The sequence below is a fragment of the Solimonas soli DSM 21787 genome (assembly GCF_000474945.1).
Taxonomy (GTDB): Bacteria; Pseudomonadota; Gammaproteobacteria; order Nevskiales; family Nevskiaceae; genus Solimonas; species Solimonas soli.
Window position 1 is genome coordinate 263688 of sequence record NZ_KI440837.1, and the last position, 15497, is coordinate 279184.

General features: G+C 71.7%; 11 protein-coding genes and 2 tRNA genes. 5 read left to right on the forward strand and 8 right to left on the reverse strand.

Features of this window, described 5'->3' with window-relative positions:
* Positions 1 to 219: 219 nt before the first annotated feature.
* The 3 genes from K344_RS0115820 to K344_RS0115830 all read right to left on the reverse strand — a co-directional run bounded on the left by K344_RS0115820 (position 220) and on the right by K344_RS0115830 (position 3806).
* Positions 220 to 516, reverse strand: a complete 297-nt coding sequence (locus K344_RS0115820) for a hypothetical protein (protein WP_028081487.1) — start codon at positions 514 to 516, stop codon at positions 220 to 222.
* 95 nt (positions 517 to 611) lie between these two features.
* Entirely contained in the window at positions 612 to 1928 is a 1317-nt protein-coding gene (locus K344_RS0115825) for an ammonium transporter (protein WP_028081488.1), read from the reverse strand.
* Positions 1929 to 2045: 117 nt separating this feature from the next.
* Positions 2046 to 3806: a DUF885 domain-containing protein gene (locus K344_RS0115830; RefSeq protein ID WP_028081489.1), complete on the reverse strand. Its 1761-nt coding sequence runs from the start codon at positions 3804 to 3806 to the stop codon at positions 2046 to 2048.
* Positions 3807 to 3926: 120 nt separating this feature from the next.
* Here K344_RS0115830 and K344_RS0115835 point away from each other — a divergent pair, with 120 nt between their 5' ends.
* The 5 genes from K344_RS0115835 (at position 3927) to K344_RS0115855 (ending at position 8178) form a co-directional block, all read left to right on the forward strand.
* A complete protein-coding gene (locus K344_RS0115835) occupies positions 3927 to 4676 on the forward strand; it encodes an ion transporter (RefSeq protein WP_028081490.1) in 750 nt (249 codons plus the stop codon).
* Between the two features lie 91 nt (positions 4677 to 4767).
* The gene (locus K344_RS0115840; protein WP_028081491.1) at positions 4768 to 5112 is read left to right on the forward strand and encodes a hypothetical protein; all 345 of its coding nucleotides are present in this window, start codon (positions 4768 to 4770) and stop codon (positions 5110 to 5112) included.
* A gap of 70 nt (positions 5113 to 5182) precedes the next feature.
* Entirely contained in the window at positions 5183 to 6586 is a 1404-nt protein-coding gene (locus K344_RS0115845; RefSeq protein WP_028081492.1) for a DUF1800 domain-containing protein, read from the forward strand.
* A gap of 3 nt (positions 6587 to 6589) precedes the next feature.
* On the forward strand, positions 6590 to 7738 hold the full coding sequence (locus tag K344_RS0115850) for a DUF1501 domain-containing protein (protein WP_028081493.1): 1149 nt from the start codon (positions 6590 to 6592) through the stop codon (positions 7736 to 7738).
* Between the two features lie 140 nt (positions 7739 to 7878).
* The gene (locus K344_RS0115855) at positions 7879 to 8178 is read left to right on the forward strand and encodes a hypothetical protein (RefSeq protein ID WP_157623020.1); all 300 of its coding nucleotides are present in this window, start codon (positions 7879 to 7881) and stop codon (positions 8176 to 8178) included.
* Positions 8179 to 8209: 31 nt separating this feature from the next.
* Here K344_RS0115855 and K344_RS22080 read toward each other — a convergent pair whose 3' ends face one another.
* The 5 genes from K344_RS22080 to K344_RS0115880 all read right to left on the reverse strand — a co-directional run bounded on the left by K344_RS22080 (position 8210) and on the right by K344_RS0115880 (position 15479).
* Complete coding sequence (locus tag K344_RS22080) at positions 8210 to 11617, reverse strand: UvrD-helicase domain-containing protein (RefSeq protein WP_051362300.1); 3408 nt, start codon at positions 11615 to 11617, stop codon at positions 8210 to 8212.
* Entirely contained in the window at positions 11614 to 14337 is a 2724-nt protein-coding gene (locus K344_RS22085; RefSeq protein WP_043114714.1) for a PD-(D/E)XK nuclease family protein, read from the reverse strand. The genes K344_RS22080 and K344_RS22085 overlap by 4 nt, the downstream gene beginning before the upstream one ends.
* Positions 14338 to 14434: 97 nt before the next feature.
* Positions 14435 to 14511: transfer RNA gene (locus K344_RS0115870), tRNA-Pro, on the reverse strand.
* 29 nt (positions 14512 to 14540) lie between these two features.
* Positions 14541 to 14616 (reverse strand) — tRNA-Lys (locus K344_RS0115875).
* A 209-nt stretch (positions 14617 to 14825) separates the two neighbouring features.
* Complete coding sequence (locus K344_RS0115880; protein WP_028081495.1) at positions 14826 to 15479, reverse strand: DsbA family oxidoreductase; 654 nt, start codon at positions 15477 to 15479, stop codon at positions 14826 to 14828.
* Between the last annotated feature and the right edge of the window lie 18 nt (positions 15480 to 15497).

Sequence of the window (15497 nt, forward strand, 5' to 3'; positions counted from 1 at the left end):
GCTCGAAGGGAAAGAGGACGGCGCGACGAGGCCGTGCGATGCGCGACGCGGCTGCGGCGCGCGACCCAGCGCCCACCTCCCCTGACCCCTCCCCCGCGAGCGGGCGGAGGGGAATGGGGTGCGCCGCGCTTGGCGCCCTCTCCGCCCCGGGGCGGAGAGGGTTGGGTGAGGTGGGGTGAGGTGGGGTGCGATGCGGGTGCGATCGCGGCGGGGCGCGGCTCAGCGCAGGACGCCGATGTACTTGTTCGGTGTCGCCGGCGCGGCCGGTGATCGGGCGGCGGCGCTGGAAGCGGCCACGGCGAGTGCCGGCCGCGCCGGGCTGCCGAACACCACTTCCTCAAAGCGCGCGGCGAGTCGCTGCACTTCGCCATCGGGATGCGTATAGGCGAGCCGCAGCACCTCGCGCGCGTACTCGACGTTCTGCGTCATCCATACCGCGTCGATCACGCGCCCGCCGCCGGTGCGCATGCGCACGTACAGACGCGTCGCCACGGTCAGTGCTTCGTTCTCGGTCATGATCGCATCTCCACTGCGCCGGCCACGCGCCGGCGGCTGTTACCCGCTTCCGTCCTCCGTTCCAGATCGCCCATCGCAACGCTCGGCGTCATTTTTCAGGGAATCGTCTCGCCGTGCAGGGAGAGATCGAGTCCGGTCAGTTCTTCTTCCGGCGTGACGCGCAGGCCGACGGTGTACTTGAGAATCACCAGGATGATCAGCGACACCGCACCGCTGTAGATCAGCGTGGCGAAGGCGCCGATCGCCTGCGTCTGCAGCACACCGCTGACGCCGCAGATGTCCTTGTCGGCGAACACGCCGGTCAGCAGCGCGCCGACCATGCCGCCGATGCCGTGGATGCCGAACACGTCGAGCGAATCGTCGGCGCCGAGCAGGCGCTTGAGGCCGGTCGCGCCCCAGTAGCAGGCCACGCCGGCGGCGATGCCGATCGCCAGCGCGCCGCCGACATTGACGAAGCCGGAGGCCGGCGTGATGGCGACGAGGCCGGCGACCGCGCCGGACAGCACGCCGAGCAGCGACACGCGGCCGCGGATCAGCCACTCGACCGTCGCCCAGCTCAGCGAGGCCATCGCCGTCGCGGTCTGGGTGACGAGCATCGCCATGCCGGCGCGGCCGTCGGCGGCGACCGCCGAGCCGGCGTTGAAGCCGAACCAGCCGACCCAGAGCAGCGAGGCGCCGACCATGGTGAAGCCGAGATTGAAGGGAATGAACGGCTCGCTGCCGTAATGCGTGCGGCGGCCGAGCATGTAGGCGCAGGCCAGACCCGCGGCGCCGGCATTGATGTGCACCACGGTGCCGCCGGCGAAGTCGAGTGCGCCGAGACTGGCCAGCCAACCGCCCGGCTCCCAGACCCAGTGCGCGACCGGCGCGTAGACCAGCAGCGACCACATCGCCATGAACAGCACCATCGCGCCGAAGCGCATGCGCTCGGCGAAGGCGCCGGTGATGAGCGCGGGCGTGATGATCGCGAAGGTCATCTGGAACATCACGAACACGGATTCCGGAATCGTCGGCGCGATGTGGCTGACGGTGAGCTTGCCGGCGTCCTTGAGATACAGCAGGCCCTGCAGCGCGAAACGGTCGAGGCTGCCGAGGTAGGGGCTGCCCGGCGTGAAGGCCAGGCTGTAGCCGACCAGGACCCAGAGCACCGTCACGAGGCAGCAGACGAAGAAGCTCTGCAGCGCGGTGGCGAGCACGTTCTTCTTGCGCACCATGCCGGCATAGAACATCGCCAGGCCGGGAATGGTCATCAGCAGGACCAGCGCGGTCGAGCTGAGCATCCAGGCCGTATCGCCGGCGCTGATCGTGTCGGCCCCGACCAGATGCGGCCGGATCGCCGCGTCGGCCCAGGCGGGCGCGATCTCCAGGCTCGTGATGATGAGAGCGAGCAGCCGAAGCTGGCGTAGACGCACGTGTGATCCCCCGATGCCGCTCGACGTTGAACGGTCGGGAAATTCACAAGCATGTTTGATGCCATGCGCCGCGGTATCGCCGACGCCCCAAAGCGGAGCGTCGGCAGCGCGGCGCCCTCAGCGCGCGACGTCTTCGGCCTCGATCAGCGGCGTGATCACCGCCACCGGCGCGCTGCCGTGGGCGAGAAAGCGCTCATGGAACTTCTTCAGGTCGAAGCGCGCGCCGAGCTGCGCCTTGAGGCTTTCGCGGAAATCGTAGATCGCCGAGAAGCCGGCGAAGTAGCTGGCCAGCTGCACGTAGCTGAGCTGCACGCGACGCCACTTGCCGCGCGCCTCGGTTTCGCTCTGGAAGGCTTCGTTCATCAGCAGCTTCAGCGCGTCGTCCTCGCTCAGGCCCTGCACGTGCACGCCGTAGTCGAGCAAGGTGTTGCAGACCACGCGCAGCGCCCACTTCGAATACATCAGCTCCATTTCCGGTGAGGGATCCCAGCCGCTTTCGAGCATCATGCGTTCGCTGTACACCGCCCAGCCTTCGATCATCGCGCCGTTGCCGAACAGGCTCTTGATGCGGCTCGGCGTCTTGTTGGCGTAGATCAGCTGCACGTAGTGGCCGGGCACCGCCTCGTGAATGACGAGAACCTGCAGCAGCCAGCGGTTGTACTCGCGCAGGAAGCTCTCGGCCTGCGCCGGCGTGAAATCGTCGAGCGGCGTGACGTTGAAGAAGGTCTTGGCCATGGCGTCGTAAGGCCCCGGCGCATTGATCGAGGCCATCGACACGCCGCGCATGTACGGCGGCGTGACGCGCACTTCGAGCGGACGGCTGGGATCGAGCGTGACCAGATCATGATCGCGCACCCAGGCTTCGAGGCGCGGGATCAGCGCCTTCACTTCCGGATAGAAGCGATCCGGCGCGAGGTGCTGGTCGGACAGTCTGGCGATGAGCTTGCCGATCCTGGCGACGCGGTCGGCCGGCGGCGCCTCGCCAGGGAAATACGTCGGCCACAGCTGGGCGGCGAGCACGTCCATGCGCGCGTGCAGGCGTTCCTTCTCGGCCTGCGCCCGCGCATAGAGCTGCTCCGGCGTCACGCCGGTCTGGATCGTGTAGGCGAAGAGCTGGTCGTAATCCGCCTTGCCGATGCGGAAATCGCGCGCGCCGCCGTCCTTGCCGAGCCTGGCGTCGAGCGCCTTGAGAAACGCCACGTAGCCGCTGATCGCCTGGCGCGCGGCGGCGAGACGCCGCAGAAAGGTCGCCCGCTCGGCGGCGCTCAGCGCCGAACCGGCAAGCTGTTTCTCCAGCGTGTCGCCGAACACATCGAGCGAGCCCTCGCTCTGCTGGATCGCCAGCTGCACCTGCTCGCGCACCGGATGGTCGATCGCCGCGCGTGCCGCCGCGAAATAGGCCGGCACCTGGGCGAGCCTCTTGCTCACGGTGCGCAGGCGCTCGGCTTGCGGCGCGTACGGCGTGTCGAGCAGCAGGGCGAAACCGTCGGCGACGTTGTACTGCGACGGGGCCCAGCGCCAGTCGCGGAACTCGACGAGCGACCAGCGCTCGGCTTCGAGCGCGCCGCGCAGCACTTCGTAGTCGGTGCGCGCCGCCGCGTCCATCGCCGACGGCGCGAGCCTGGCCAGCTGCGCGAGCGAACGATCGAGGAAGCCCTTCAGTTCGGCGCGATGCCGCGTGTCCGGCGCGGGAAGACGATCGGCGTACTTGTAGTAGCCGACGCTGATCGCCTCATCCGGGTGCAGCGCCCAGTAGCGGTCGAGAAAGGCATCGCCGAACCGCGCGCGGAACTGCGTGCCGGCGTCGGCCTGCGCCGCGCCGCAGACGAACAGCAGGACGACGACGGCATGGCGCGCGATGGCGGCGAGTCGGTGCATGGCGATCCCCCGGGAGAGCCCGCATCATAGCGGCGCCGACCCCGCCGCAAGAGCGGGCTTTCCCTCATTGCCGCGTCTGCCGCCTCGCCGTCCGGCGGGCCGCGCACGCCCAGGAGCACCATGCGCACCGAACGCCCGACCCGCCATCGCATCACCGCCGTCGACTGGCTGATGCTGCTGCTCGCCATCGTCTCGATCGCCCTGCTCGGCTACGAAACCTGGGGCCCGGTGACCGCCGACGAGCGGCGCGAGATCTACATCGCCGACATGGTCATCTGCGCCATCTTCGCCATCGAGTTCCTGTGGCGCTGGCACGCGCAGGGCTGGCGGTGGAATTACCTCACGCGCAACTGGTACGAGCTGCTCGGCATGATTCCGGCCGCGCATCCGGCGATCCGCGGCTTCCGCCTGTTCCGCATCATCCGCATCGCCGTGCTGCTGTCGCGCTTCGGCGGCGCCGCCGACCGCGCGCTCGGCGAGGACTTCACCTACCTGCTCGTCAACCGCTTCAAGGACACCATCGTCGATTCGATCAGCGATGCGGTCGCCGTCGCCGTGCTCGAGGAAGTCGCCGACGTGCTCGGCCGCGGCACCTACACGCGCAACATCGCGCGCGCGCTCAAGGAGAACGAGGCCGATCTGCGGCAGATGCTGGTCGACAAGCTGCGCGCCGACCCGCGCGCCGGCCGCCTGTCGCGCCTGCCGTTCTACAAGGACATCAGCGAGGCGATGATCGACAGCGGTTTTCGCATCGTCGAGGAAGTGCTCGCCGACCCGCGCACCGACGAGCTGGTCGCCGACATGATGCGCGAGAACCTGGCGCAGCTGCGCACCGCCATCATCGACAACAACCGGCCGGCGGCCGCCTGAGCGGCCGGCGCGCCGCAACAGTTCGTTACACGGCGGCGGGAATCCCTGCGGCAGACTGCGGGTCCATCGTTCATCGACCGGAGTCCGCCCCATGCTCACGTCCCGTGCCCGTCTGCTGCTCACCGCCCTCGCCCTGCTCGGCGCCGCGCCGCTCGCCCGCGCCGATGAGGCGAATCCGCCGCCCGATGGCGCCGCCTGGTGCGCCCAGCACCCGGATCGTTGCGAGCAGGCCAAGGCGCGCCTCAAGGCCAAGTGCGACGCCGATCCGGCGAAGTGCGAAGAGGTGAAGGCGAAGCTGCAGGAGAAGGCCGCCGAGTGCCAGGCCAAGCCGGAGCAGTGCAAGCAGGAACGTCGCGCCAGGCTCGAGGCCGCCTGCGCCAACAATCCGCAGCGTCCGATCTGCAAACGCCTCGACGCCGCGCCGGCCGGCCAGTGAGGCCTCCCGGCCACCGCGCGCACGTCGGCGCCGCGGCCTGACACGCAAGAACGTCCGCAGGAGTTGCACGATGCCCGCCTCGACCGACGTCGCCATCGCCCTCAACCGTTTCGGCCTCGGTGCGCGGCCGGACGAGGCGACGCCGGTCGAGGCGCGCCGCGCGCTCGTCGAGCAGTTCTCGCGTTACGAGCCGCGTCCGCCGGCCTGGGCTTCGCAGCCCGGCAGCGCGGCGATCATTCCGCGGATCGACGCCTTGCGCGGCGCCGCCAGGGCTCAGGCGCCGGACGCCGCCGGCGAACCGGCGGCCGATTCCGGACGGCGCAGCCTGCGCCGCGATCTGCGCGCCGACTATCTCGCCGCCGCCGATGCGCGGCTGCTCAGCGCGCTCGACACGCCGACGCCGTTCGTCGAGCGCCTCGTGCACTTCTGGTCGAACCATTTCGCCGTGTCGGTGGACAAGGTCGTCGCCGCGCCGCTGGCCGGTCCGCACGAGCTCGAAGCGATCCGTCCGCACGTGCTCGGCCGCTTCGAAGACCTGCTGCTCGCCGCCGAGACGCATCCGGCCATGCAGCTCTACCTCGATCAGCTGCGCTCGGTGGGCCCGGACAGCATGGCGGTGCAGCGCGTCGAAGCGCGGCGCCCCGAGCGCAAGCTCGGCCTCAACGAAAACCTCGCGCGCGAAATCCTGGAGCTGCACACGCTCGGCGTGCGCAGCGGCTACACGCAGGCCGACGTCACCGAATTCGCGCGCGCCCTGACCGGCTGGAGCGTCGCCGGCCTCGGCCGCGGCGCCGCGCGCGATACCGCCCCGCCCGGCAGCTTCGAATTCCGCGCGGCCCTGCACGAGCCGGGCACGCGCACCATCCTCGGCAAGACGTACTCGCAACGCGGCGAGGCGCAGGCGCGCGCCGTGCTGCACGACCTCGCCGGCGCACCGGCGACGGCCACGCACATCGCCACCAAGCTGGCGCGGCATTTCGTCGCCGACACGCCGCCGCCGGCGCTCGTCGCGCGTCTCGCCGACACCTTCCGCAAAAGCGGCGGCGATCTGCCCGCGGTCTATCGCGCACTGATCGACGCCGACGAAGCCTGGGCGCCGGCACCGGCCAAGTTCAAGACGCCATGGGACTGGACGGTGTCCGCCCTGCGCGGCCTCGGCCTGCGCGATCTCGATCGCGCGCACGCGGCGCCGATCCTCGCGCAGCTCGGCCAGCCGCCGTGGAAACCGGGCTCGCCGGCCGGCTACGACGACATCGCCGCCAGCTGGGCGGCGCCCGATGCGCTGCTGCGCCGCGTCGAACTGGCGCAGCGCTTCGCGGCGCGGCTCGGCGATCGCCTCGACGCCCGCGCGCTCGCCGAGCGCCTGCTGCCCGGCGTGCTGACCGGCGCGACGCGCAAGCAGATCGCGCGCGCCGAGAGTCCGGCGACGGCACTGGCGCTGCTGCTGGTCGCGCCCGAGTTCCAGAGGAGATGATCCATGCCGACCCGTCGCAAGATCCTGCACGCGCTCAACCTCGGCGGCGGCGCGCTCCTGCTGCGGCCGCGCCTGCTGTTCGCCGCGCCCGGACGCGGCCGGCGCCGCTTCGTGTTCATCATCCAGCGCGGCGCCGCCGACGGCCTCGCCATCGTGCCGCCGCTCGGCGATCCGGCCTATGCCGGCCTGCGCGGCGCGCTCGTTCCCGAAGGAGCCGTCAAGCTCGACGCGATGTTCGCGCTGCATCCCGCACTCGCCGAAACGGCGAAGATGTACGCGGCGCGCGAGGCGCTGTTCGTGCAGGCCGTCGCCTCGCCGTATCGCGAGCGCTCGCACTTCGACGGCCAGAACGTGCTCGAAACCGGCGGCGGCGCACCATACACGCTCAAGGACGGCTGGCTCAATCGCCTCGCCGCCCTGCTGCCGGACGACGGCGAGCACGCGATCGCTTTCGCCGCGACGGTGCCGCTGGCGCTGCGCGGCAAGGCCGCCGTGACCTCCTACGCGCCTTCGGCGCTGCCGCAGGCCAGCGACGACCTGCTCACACGCGTCGGCATGCTCTACGCCGGCGATGCGCAGCTGCACGCGCTCTGGGATTCGGCGCTGGCGGCACAGGCGCTGGCCGGCGACGCCGGCGGCCGGCGCGATGCGGCGAGTCTCGGCGCCACGGCGGCGAGCTTTCTGCTGCGGCCGGACGGCCCGCGCATCGCCATGATCGAGACCGGCGGCTGGGACACGCACAGCGGCCAGAACGGACGGCTTGCCGCGCAGCTCAAATCGCTGGACGCGCTGCTCGCCGCGCTGAAGGCCGGCATGGGCGCGCAGTGGGCCGACACCGTCGTGCTGGTCGCCACCGAGTTCGGCCGCACCGCTGCCGCCAACGGCACCGGCGGCACCGACCACGGCACCGGCGCGGCGGCGATGCTCGTCGGCGGCGCCGTGCAGGGCGGCCGCGTCATCGCCGACTGGCCGGGTCTGGCACGTGGCGCACTGCTCGACGGCCGCGACCTCAAGCCGACGCTGGCGCTCGACAATCTCATCGCCGGCGCCGTCGCGGCATGCTTTGCGCTGGAGCCCGCGCGCACCGCCGACGCGCTGTTCGCCCAGGCCGGTGCCGCGCGCCCGCTCGAAGGCCTCGTCACCCGGACCTGAGGCCGATCCACTGTCGGCCCCTGCCCCGGCGCCGTGCAAGCGCATCGGGCGCGGACTGGCAGCGGGCGCCGCCGTTTCCTACGCGCGACGGGGCAAATGCGACAGGCGACGCCACATGTCGGCGCCTACAATCCAGGCCGTTGTCGACCGCGATCTGTGATCGATGCGACCCGGGGGGACGCATGGGCAACAGGGCACGCATCACGCACGAGTCATTGCTCCACCTCATCGCCGCACGCGCCGACGAAACACAGGCGCCGAACGCGCGCTGGCTGCACGCCGAAGGCTGGATGCTGAATCCGGTCAGCGGCGTCGTGCCCACCGACAAAGCCAACTGGCGCCTGGTCTGGCGCGCCCCCGACGAAATCGACATCCGCCGCCGCCGCGCCATCGAAAAGGCGGCGGCGGGGCTGGCGCAGATGTATGACGTGATCTGGTGATTCGCAAACCAGGCAATCATGCGCATTCTTCCTAAGTGCTGGCAGTCTCCACCTCCTGCCAGCGCAGCGCCGGTTCGGCGAGCAGTGGCAGATACAGCGCCGCGCGCACGGGCTCGGGGCCGTAGCGGCGCATGAGGGCCGCGTAGGTCTGCAGCTGGCGCTGGTAGCGGCGACGCTCTTCGGCGACGAAGGCTTCGACTTCGCCGCCTTCGTGGCGGCTGGTCTTGAAGTCGACGATCCAGCGCACGCCGTCGCCGTCGATGAAGCTGCGGTCGATGACGAAGCGCTGGGCACGGCCATCGAGCCAGGCGGTCAGTTCCCATTCACTGCGCGCTTCGCGATGCGCAGCATCGAACAGCCAGCGGCCGCGCGGATCGGCGAGCAGCGCGGCGAGCGCGTCCTGCACGAGTTGCGCGGCGCTCGCGCAACGCGCCGCCGGCACGCCGGCTTCGGCCAGTTCGGCGGGCAGCGTGTCGGCCAGCGCCGCCAGGCGCGCGTCGCCCCATTGCACCAGTCCGTCCGCCGCCAGCCGCTCGGCCCAGCGATGAAAGACGACGCCGACCAGACGGGCGATTTCGCCGGCCCATTCGAACGACGGCGTCAGGGCGGCGGGCGGCGGCGCGCCAGCGGCAAGGCCGGCCTCGAACGGCGGCGCCCGCCAATCGGCGACGAGACGGCGCAGCGGCGGCACGGGCGCGGTGGCTGCGGCGGCGAAGTCCGCCGGCGCGGCCGGCGGCGGCGCGGCGCGCGCCGCGGCGGCGTAGTCGTCGGCCACCGCCGGCCACAGGCGCGCCAGCAGGCTGCTCGGCGGCGGTGCCTTCGGCAGGCCTTCCTCGTCGCGCGCGACGGTCCCGAGCAGGTGCAGGCGCCGGCGCGCGCGCGTGGCGGCCACGTACAGCAGGCGGCCGTCCTCATGCTCCTGCTTGTCGGCGACGAGCCGGCGAATGTAGGCGTAGGTCGGTTCGCTGTCGTCGCCGCGCGGCTGGATCGGCGCCAGCACGAGTTGCTCGCGGCCGTCGGCGCCGCGGCGGCGATCGAAGATGATCGGCGGCGGCGTGTCGCTGCGCGTCGTGCGTCCGAGCCCGGGCACGATCACGGTGTCGAACTCGAGTCCCTTCGACTTGTGGATCGTCATCAGGCTCAGGCGACCGTCGGCGAGCGGATCGGGCGTGGCCTTGAGATTGGCGAGCGCGAGATCGAGCGCGTCGAGATCGTCCAGCGTCGCGCCGCGCGCCAGGTCTTCGAGCCGGGCGAAGAACTGCCGCGCGTCGGCGAGATCGCGCGGCTCGCGCACGGCGGCCGGCCCGCCGAGCGCCAGCCACGTGCCTTCGACCCAGCGCCGCAGGGGCTTGCGCCCCTGTTGCGCGAGCGCCGCGTCGAGCACGGTCATCGCCCGCGCCAGGCGCTGCCGGCCATCGGCGCTGAGCCGCGCGCCACGGCGCGCGTCGCGCAAGGCCGGCAGCAAGGCCTGCTGCTGCGGCAAGCCCTCGGCGAGCACCAGCAGATCGGCGAGCCGCAGCCCGCACCACGGCGCGCGCAGCACGGCGAGCCAGGCGACGCGGTCCATCGGCTGCAGCAGAGCGCGCGTAAGCGCGCGAAGGTCCTCGATCACCGGCCGGCTCGCCAGGCTTTCGAGATCGACGGCCTCGTAGCGCAGCGCGGCGGCGCGCAGGGCCGGCATCAGCTCGTCGAGGTGCGTGCGGCTGCGCACCAGCACGGCGATGCTGCCCTCGGGATCTTGCGCGCGCGCCGCGCCAATCAGCTCGACGATGCGTCGCGCCTCGGCACGCGCGTCGTCCTCGCCGGAGGCGCTGGCGAATTGCGGATGCACGCGCACGGCCGCTGCGGCCTCCGCGAGTTTCGTCGCCGTCGCCGCGCTGTACGGTACGGCGCTGCGCGCGGCGTCTTCCTGAGCCGGCAGCACCCGCGCGAAGGCGGCGTTGACCCAGTCGACGATGCCGGCGCGCGAGCGGAAATTGCATTCGAGGCGCAGCGCTTCGAGCGGCAGCGCGGCGATGCCGCGCGCGCGCGCCTGCAGATAGAGGCCGACATCGGCTTCGCGGAAGCGGTAGATGCTTTGCATCGGATCACCGACCACGAACAGGGTGCGGCCGTCACCGGCCTGCCAGCCGGCGGTGAGCCGTTCGAGCAGGCGGTACTGCGTCGTCGAAGTGTCCTGGAATTCGTCGACGAGCAGATGGCGGATGCGGTAATCGAAGGCCAGCGCCAGCTCGGTCGGCGCCTCGTCGCTGCCCAGCGCGGCGACCGCCTGCGTGGCGACTTCGGCGAAGTCGACGACGCCGCGCGCCGCGAACACCACACGCAGCTGCGCGGCGGCGAGCTTGAGCACGTCGAGCAGCGCCTGCAGCACGTCCCACTGCGCGTCGTCGTAGGCCGCGGCCGGCAGGCTGCGCAGGCGCTGCAGCAGATCGAGCAGGCCTTCCTGGGCGGCGAGTTCGGCGATCAATTGCAGATGCGCGTCGCGCGGCGGCCCGAGCTGCGCCTTCTCGGCCTTGCTCTTGCCCGCCGGAAAGCCGCTGCGCGCATCGATCTGCTGGCGCCAGCCGTGGTCTTTCTTCAATACCAGATCGACGAGCGCGAGCCAGCGCGGCAGATGCGCGGGTTCGGCTTCCGGCCAGGCGCCATCGCGCAGCTCGTGCAGGGCCAGCATCGGCTGCGTGGCGTAGAGCTGCGACGATGCATGCGCCGCCGACGCCAGCCAGATCTCGCGATGCGGGGCGGCGATCGCCGCGTGCGCGGCCTCCAGCGCGGCGCGCACCACGCCATCCAGCGCCGCTTCCAGTTCGGCGCGCGCCGCGCGACCGCCTTCGGTCGCGAAGCGCAGCCACTGGTCGCGACGCGCGAGCAGCATGACCAGCTGCCGTTCGAGCTGCCCGCTGCGGTTGTCGAAATGACGCAGCACGCGCGCCAGCGCTTCGCGGTACGGCGTCTCGGCTTCGAGCGTCGCCAAGGTCGCGCGCGCCGCTTCGCGGTACAGCGGCTCGGCCTCGTCGGCGATCTGCACGCGGCCGCCGAAACCGGCCGTTACCGGCATCTGCTGCGTGATGTGCATGCACAGCGCGTCGATCGTCATCACACGCAGGCGCTGCGGATTGTCCTCGAGCTGCCAGCCGCGCTGCCGCGAGCGTTGCAGCGCGCCGCGCGCGAGCCGCCAGGTCTGCGCGCGATGCGTGTCCGCCGGCTCGTCGCCGGTCGCCGCATCGCGGATCGCGCGGAACACGCGCGCGCGCATTTCGGCGGCCGCCTTGCGCGTGAAGGTGATGGCGACGATCTCCTCCGGCTCGTCGACGCTCGCCAGCAGCACCAGCAGGCGCTGCGTGAGCAATTCCGTCTTGCCCGAACCGGCCGGCGCCTGGACGATGAAACTCGCATGCGGATCGAGCGCGCGGGCGCGCGCGGCGGCGTCGACGACGCTCATGTGGCCACCTCCTCGCCTTCGTCCAGCGACACGTCCTCGCGAATGCGACATAGCGCGTGCAGGCCGCAATCGCGACAACTCTGGCGTGGGTGCTTGGGCGCGACGGCGGCCCAGCCGCGGCGGATCTCCTCGGCGAGCGTGGCCAGTTCGCCGCGCCAGCGGCCGTGCAGCGCCGCCCAGCTTCCGGCGTCGCGCGTCGCACGCTCGGTGGCGTAAGAAACGATGCCGGGCGCGAAGCCGTCCTCGCAGGCGACGCCCTGCAGCGCGACGTCGCCGGCCGCGAGTCGCGCAAAGGCCAGCGCCCCGACCTCGCCTTCCGTCAGGGCGTAGAGCAGGAGCTGCGGGTCCTCCGGACGCCCGCCCGCCCAGGGCGGCGGCTTGCGCGCACCGGTCTTGTAGTCGAGCACGATGCGGCGACCTTGTTCGTCGACATCGACACGATCCGGCCGCAGACGCAGCTGCAGACCTTCGAACAGCGTCGTCGCGGCGCCGGCGTCGCCGGCGGCGCCGAGCGCGCGCTTCTCGAGACTGAGCACGCGGAACGGCGCGCGCGCTTTCTCGACGTCGAGCCAGTCGCGTACGAGCGCGGCGAGGCGCTGCGCCTCGAGCCCGCGCAATACCGCTTGCAGGCGCTGCGGCGCGCGTTGCTGCAACTCGTCGAGTGCTGCGTCGACGGCGCGCTGCAGCTGCGGCACGAGCGCTTCGTCGGACAGCGCCAGCAGCGTGGCCTGATCGCCCCACTGGCTCCACAGCAGTTCGAGCACGCGATGCACGAGCACGCCGCGATCGACGGCGTCGAGGCCGTAGCCCGGCACGTCGAGCGGCCGCGCGCCGAGGCGATGCACGGCGTAGCCGCGGAACGGGCAGCGCGCCTGGTCGCCGAGCACGCGCGTGCCTCCGGCGAGCACCGCGTCGGCGGCCGGCGGCGGCGCGTACGCATCGTCGACCGCCTCGACGCGCGACGACGCAAAGCTCAGTTGCCAGCTCGCCGGCAACGCGGCGACATCGATGGTCTCGATCGGCAGCTGCCAGTCGGCAAGCAGCGGGCTCGGCGCGCACTCGCGGCCGTCGCCGCTGCGCGCCAGGCTCAGCACCAGTTCGCCGCTGCGCCGGCGCCAGCCGTCGAGCTGCGCACGCGCGTAAGCCAGCTCGCGCTGCGCCGAGGCATGCGGCAGGCCATGGCGGCGCTGCAGCGCGTGCGGAATGAAGGGGTGCGGGCGGCTCGCCGGCGGCCAGCGCTCGTCGTCGATGCCGGTCACCCACAGCGCGTCGAAGTGCAGGCCCTGCGCTTCGAGCACGCCCATCACCTGCAGCGCGACCTTGCCGGCCTGCGGCTGGAACAGCGTGCGGTCGGCGAGTTCGCGCAGCGCCGACACCGCCGCCGACAGCGGTACGCGACCGAGCACGCGATCGAGCGCCGCGAATTCGAGCAGCACCTCGCGCCAGCGCGCCAGCATCTGGAATTCCTCGCTGTCGAGCGCGCGCGGCCCGGGCCAACGCGCCGCGGCGAGCGCCTGCGTGAAGGCTTCGGCCCACTCCGACGGCGCCCGCCGGCGCGGCGCCAGCAGCGCGGCGCAGGCGCGCCAGCCTTCGCGCAACGCAGCGGGCGCCAGCGGCAGCAGTGTCGCCAGATCGGCTTCGAGCCAGCCTTCGCGGCGCAGGCGCGCCTCGAAGGCGCAGCGCTGCAGGCGGACATCGTCGTCCTCGCCCCAATGGTTCGATGCGAACAGCGCGCCGCGCGTCGCCGCATCGAGGCCGGACGCCGCGAACTGCAGCAACTGCAGCGCCGTCTGTAGCGGCGCGCATTGCGACAGCGGCGCGCCGAGCGTGAGGTCGTAGGGCCGCGCGACGCTGTGCGCGTCCGGCGCGTCGCTCTGCGGGCAGAGTTGTTCGTCGAAGATGCGCTGCACGGCGGCACGGCGCGCGCCAAGGTCCGGCACGATCACGGCGATGCGGCGCTCTGCGGCGCCCTGCAGCTGCGCCCTCGCCCACTGCGCGGCGGCGCGCAGCTCGAGCTCCTCGTCCGGCGCCGAGACCAGCCTCGGCGTCGCGGCCCGGCCCTCGTCGGCAAGCTGCCGCAGCATCACACCGCGCGCGACGCAGACCTGCAGCCAGTCGCCGAGACGCGGCGTCAGGTCCTCGAAGCCGGCGAGCACGATCTCAGTCGGCAGGGTGAGCATGCCGCGACGCGCGCGGTCGAGCAGCGCGACATCGGCCAGCGCCGCGTCGAGGACGCCGAGCCGTTCGAGGCGGCGACGGTAGGCCAGCGCCCAGCTGTTGAAACGCTCGACGTCGGCGAAGCCGCCGGCGTCGAGCGGCAGGGCCAGTCGGTATTCGTGACACAGCTGCCAGGCTTCGGCGGCCAGGGCCGCGGCGTCGCCGGCGCGCAGCAGCGGCAAGGGTTCGCGGCTTTCGTCGATGCAAAGCCGCCACAGCACGCGCGCTTCGCCATCGCCGATCTGCGGCGGCAATGCCGCGCCGGCGAGCGCCAGCGCGGCGCGCGAACGCTCGTGCAGCTCAGCCGTGAAAGCCGTGACGCTGAGGATCGCCGGCGTCTCCCAGACCTCGCTGCCCTGCGCCAGCCGCCAGCCCGCATGCGCTTCGTGCAGGGCCTGCGCCTGCCGAGGGCTCGCGCAGACGACGACGGGCCGGCGCGCGGCGTCAAGGGCGAGCGCGGCGTGGAGATCGGGCACCGTGCAGGGCGCGAGGGAGTCGAGCATCGGACGTCGGCCGGCAATTGCGGAAAGCAGATGCCGCGCAGTATGCCGAGCGCCGGGCTCGAATTCCGAGCCGCCGCGCGAGGACGAAGAGGAAAACTGGTCGGGGCGACAGGATTCGAACCTGCGACTTCTTGCTCCCAAAGCAAGCGCTCTACCAAGCTGAGCTACGCCCCGCGGTGCAGGAGTGTACGGGTTCGGCGGGATGGTGGGTCGTGCTGGATTCGAACCAGCGACCAACTGGTTAAAAGCCAGCTGCTCTACCGACTGAGCTAACGACCCCTCAAAGGACTGCGCTCTCCGGCTGCGACGAAAGCGTCGCCGGGGCGGCGTGTAAGCTGTTGATCCGCCGTTCCTGCGGGCCGCGAATCATACAGCATTTTGCTTGCGGAATCGGCCCCGGACGGCGCCGCGCCGTGCCACGCGCCGGCGCCCATGCCGCGCGCGGCGCAGGGCCCTGAGCCCCGCGGAAGGCCGCCGGCCGATCCCTCTTAATCCTGCGCCGCCAGTTGTCGCAGCGCGTCCTCGAATACGTCCGGCGGCTGTCCGCCGGAGATGAGGTATTGCCGGTCGAGGATCACCGCCGGCACCGAGCGGATGCCCTGTTCGAGAAAGAAGCGCTCGTCCGCGCGCACTTCGCTCGCGTATTGGCCGCTGACGAGGACCTGCGCCGCCGCCGCCGCGTCGAGCCCGGCTTCGGCGGCGACGTTCTTCAGCACGTCGCGGTCGGACACGTCGCGGCCCTCGCTGTGATACGCGCGCAACAGCGCGAGCTTCAACGCGGCTTGCGGCTTCTCGCCCAGGGTGCCGGCCCAATGCAGCAGGCGGTGCGCGTCGAAGGTGTTGTAGATGCGGTCGCGCTTGTCGAGGTCGATCGTGAAGCCGACGCTCGCCGCGCGCTGCACCAGCGCCTGCCCGTTCTGTTTCAGCTGTTCCGGCGTCATGCCGTACTTGCGGCCCAGATGCTCGGCGATGGTCTCGCCCGCCTCGGGCAGATCCGGGTTCAGCTCGAACGGCTGGTAGTGAATCTCGACGGCGACCTCGTCGCCGAGCCTGGCCAGCGCCGCGTTCAACGAGGCCAGCCCGACCGCGCACCAGGGGCAGACCACGTCGGACACGAAATCGATGCGGATCGGCTTTGCCATTGCTTTACTCCGGCGTTC

Excerpts from the sequence above, each read along its gene's own strand:
- K344_RS0115880 (WP_028081495.1), bottom strand. The coding sequence starts at position 15,479 with ATGGCAAAGCCGATCCGCATCGATTTCGTGTCCGACGTGGTCTGCCCC.
- K344_RS0115850 (WP_028081493.1), top strand. The coding sequence starts at position 6,590 with ATGCCGACCCGTCGCAAGATCCTGCACGCGCTCAACCTCGGCGGCGGC.
- K344_RS22080 (WP_051362300.1), bottom strand. The coding sequence starts at position 11,617 with ATGAGCGTCGTCGACGCCGCCGCGCGCGCCCGCGCGCTCGATCCGCAT.
- K344_RS0115840 (WP_028081491.1), top strand. The coding sequence starts at position 4,768 with ATGCTCACGTCCCGTGCCCGTCTGCTGCTCACCGCCCTCGCCCTGCTC.
- K344_RS0115835 (WP_028081490.1), top strand. The coding sequence starts at position 3,927 with ATGCGCACCGAACGCCCGACCCGCCATCGCATCACCGCCGTCGACTGG.
- K344_RS0115820 (WP_028081487.1), bottom strand. The coding sequence starts at position 516 with ATGACCGAGAACGAAGCACTGACCGTGGCGACGCGTCTGTACGTGCGC.
- K344_RS0115830 (WP_028081489.1), bottom strand. The coding sequence starts at position 3,806 with ATGCACCGACTCGCCGCCATCGCGCGCCATGCCGTCGTCGTCCTGCTG.
- K344_RS0115845 (WP_028081492.1), top strand. The coding sequence starts at position 5,183 with ATGCCCGCCTCGACCGACGTCGCCATCGCCCTCAACCGTTTCGGCCTC.
- K344_RS22085 (WP_043114714.1), bottom strand. The coding sequence starts at position 14,337 with ATGCTCGACTCCCTCGCGCCCTGCACGGTGCCCGATCTCCACGCCGCG.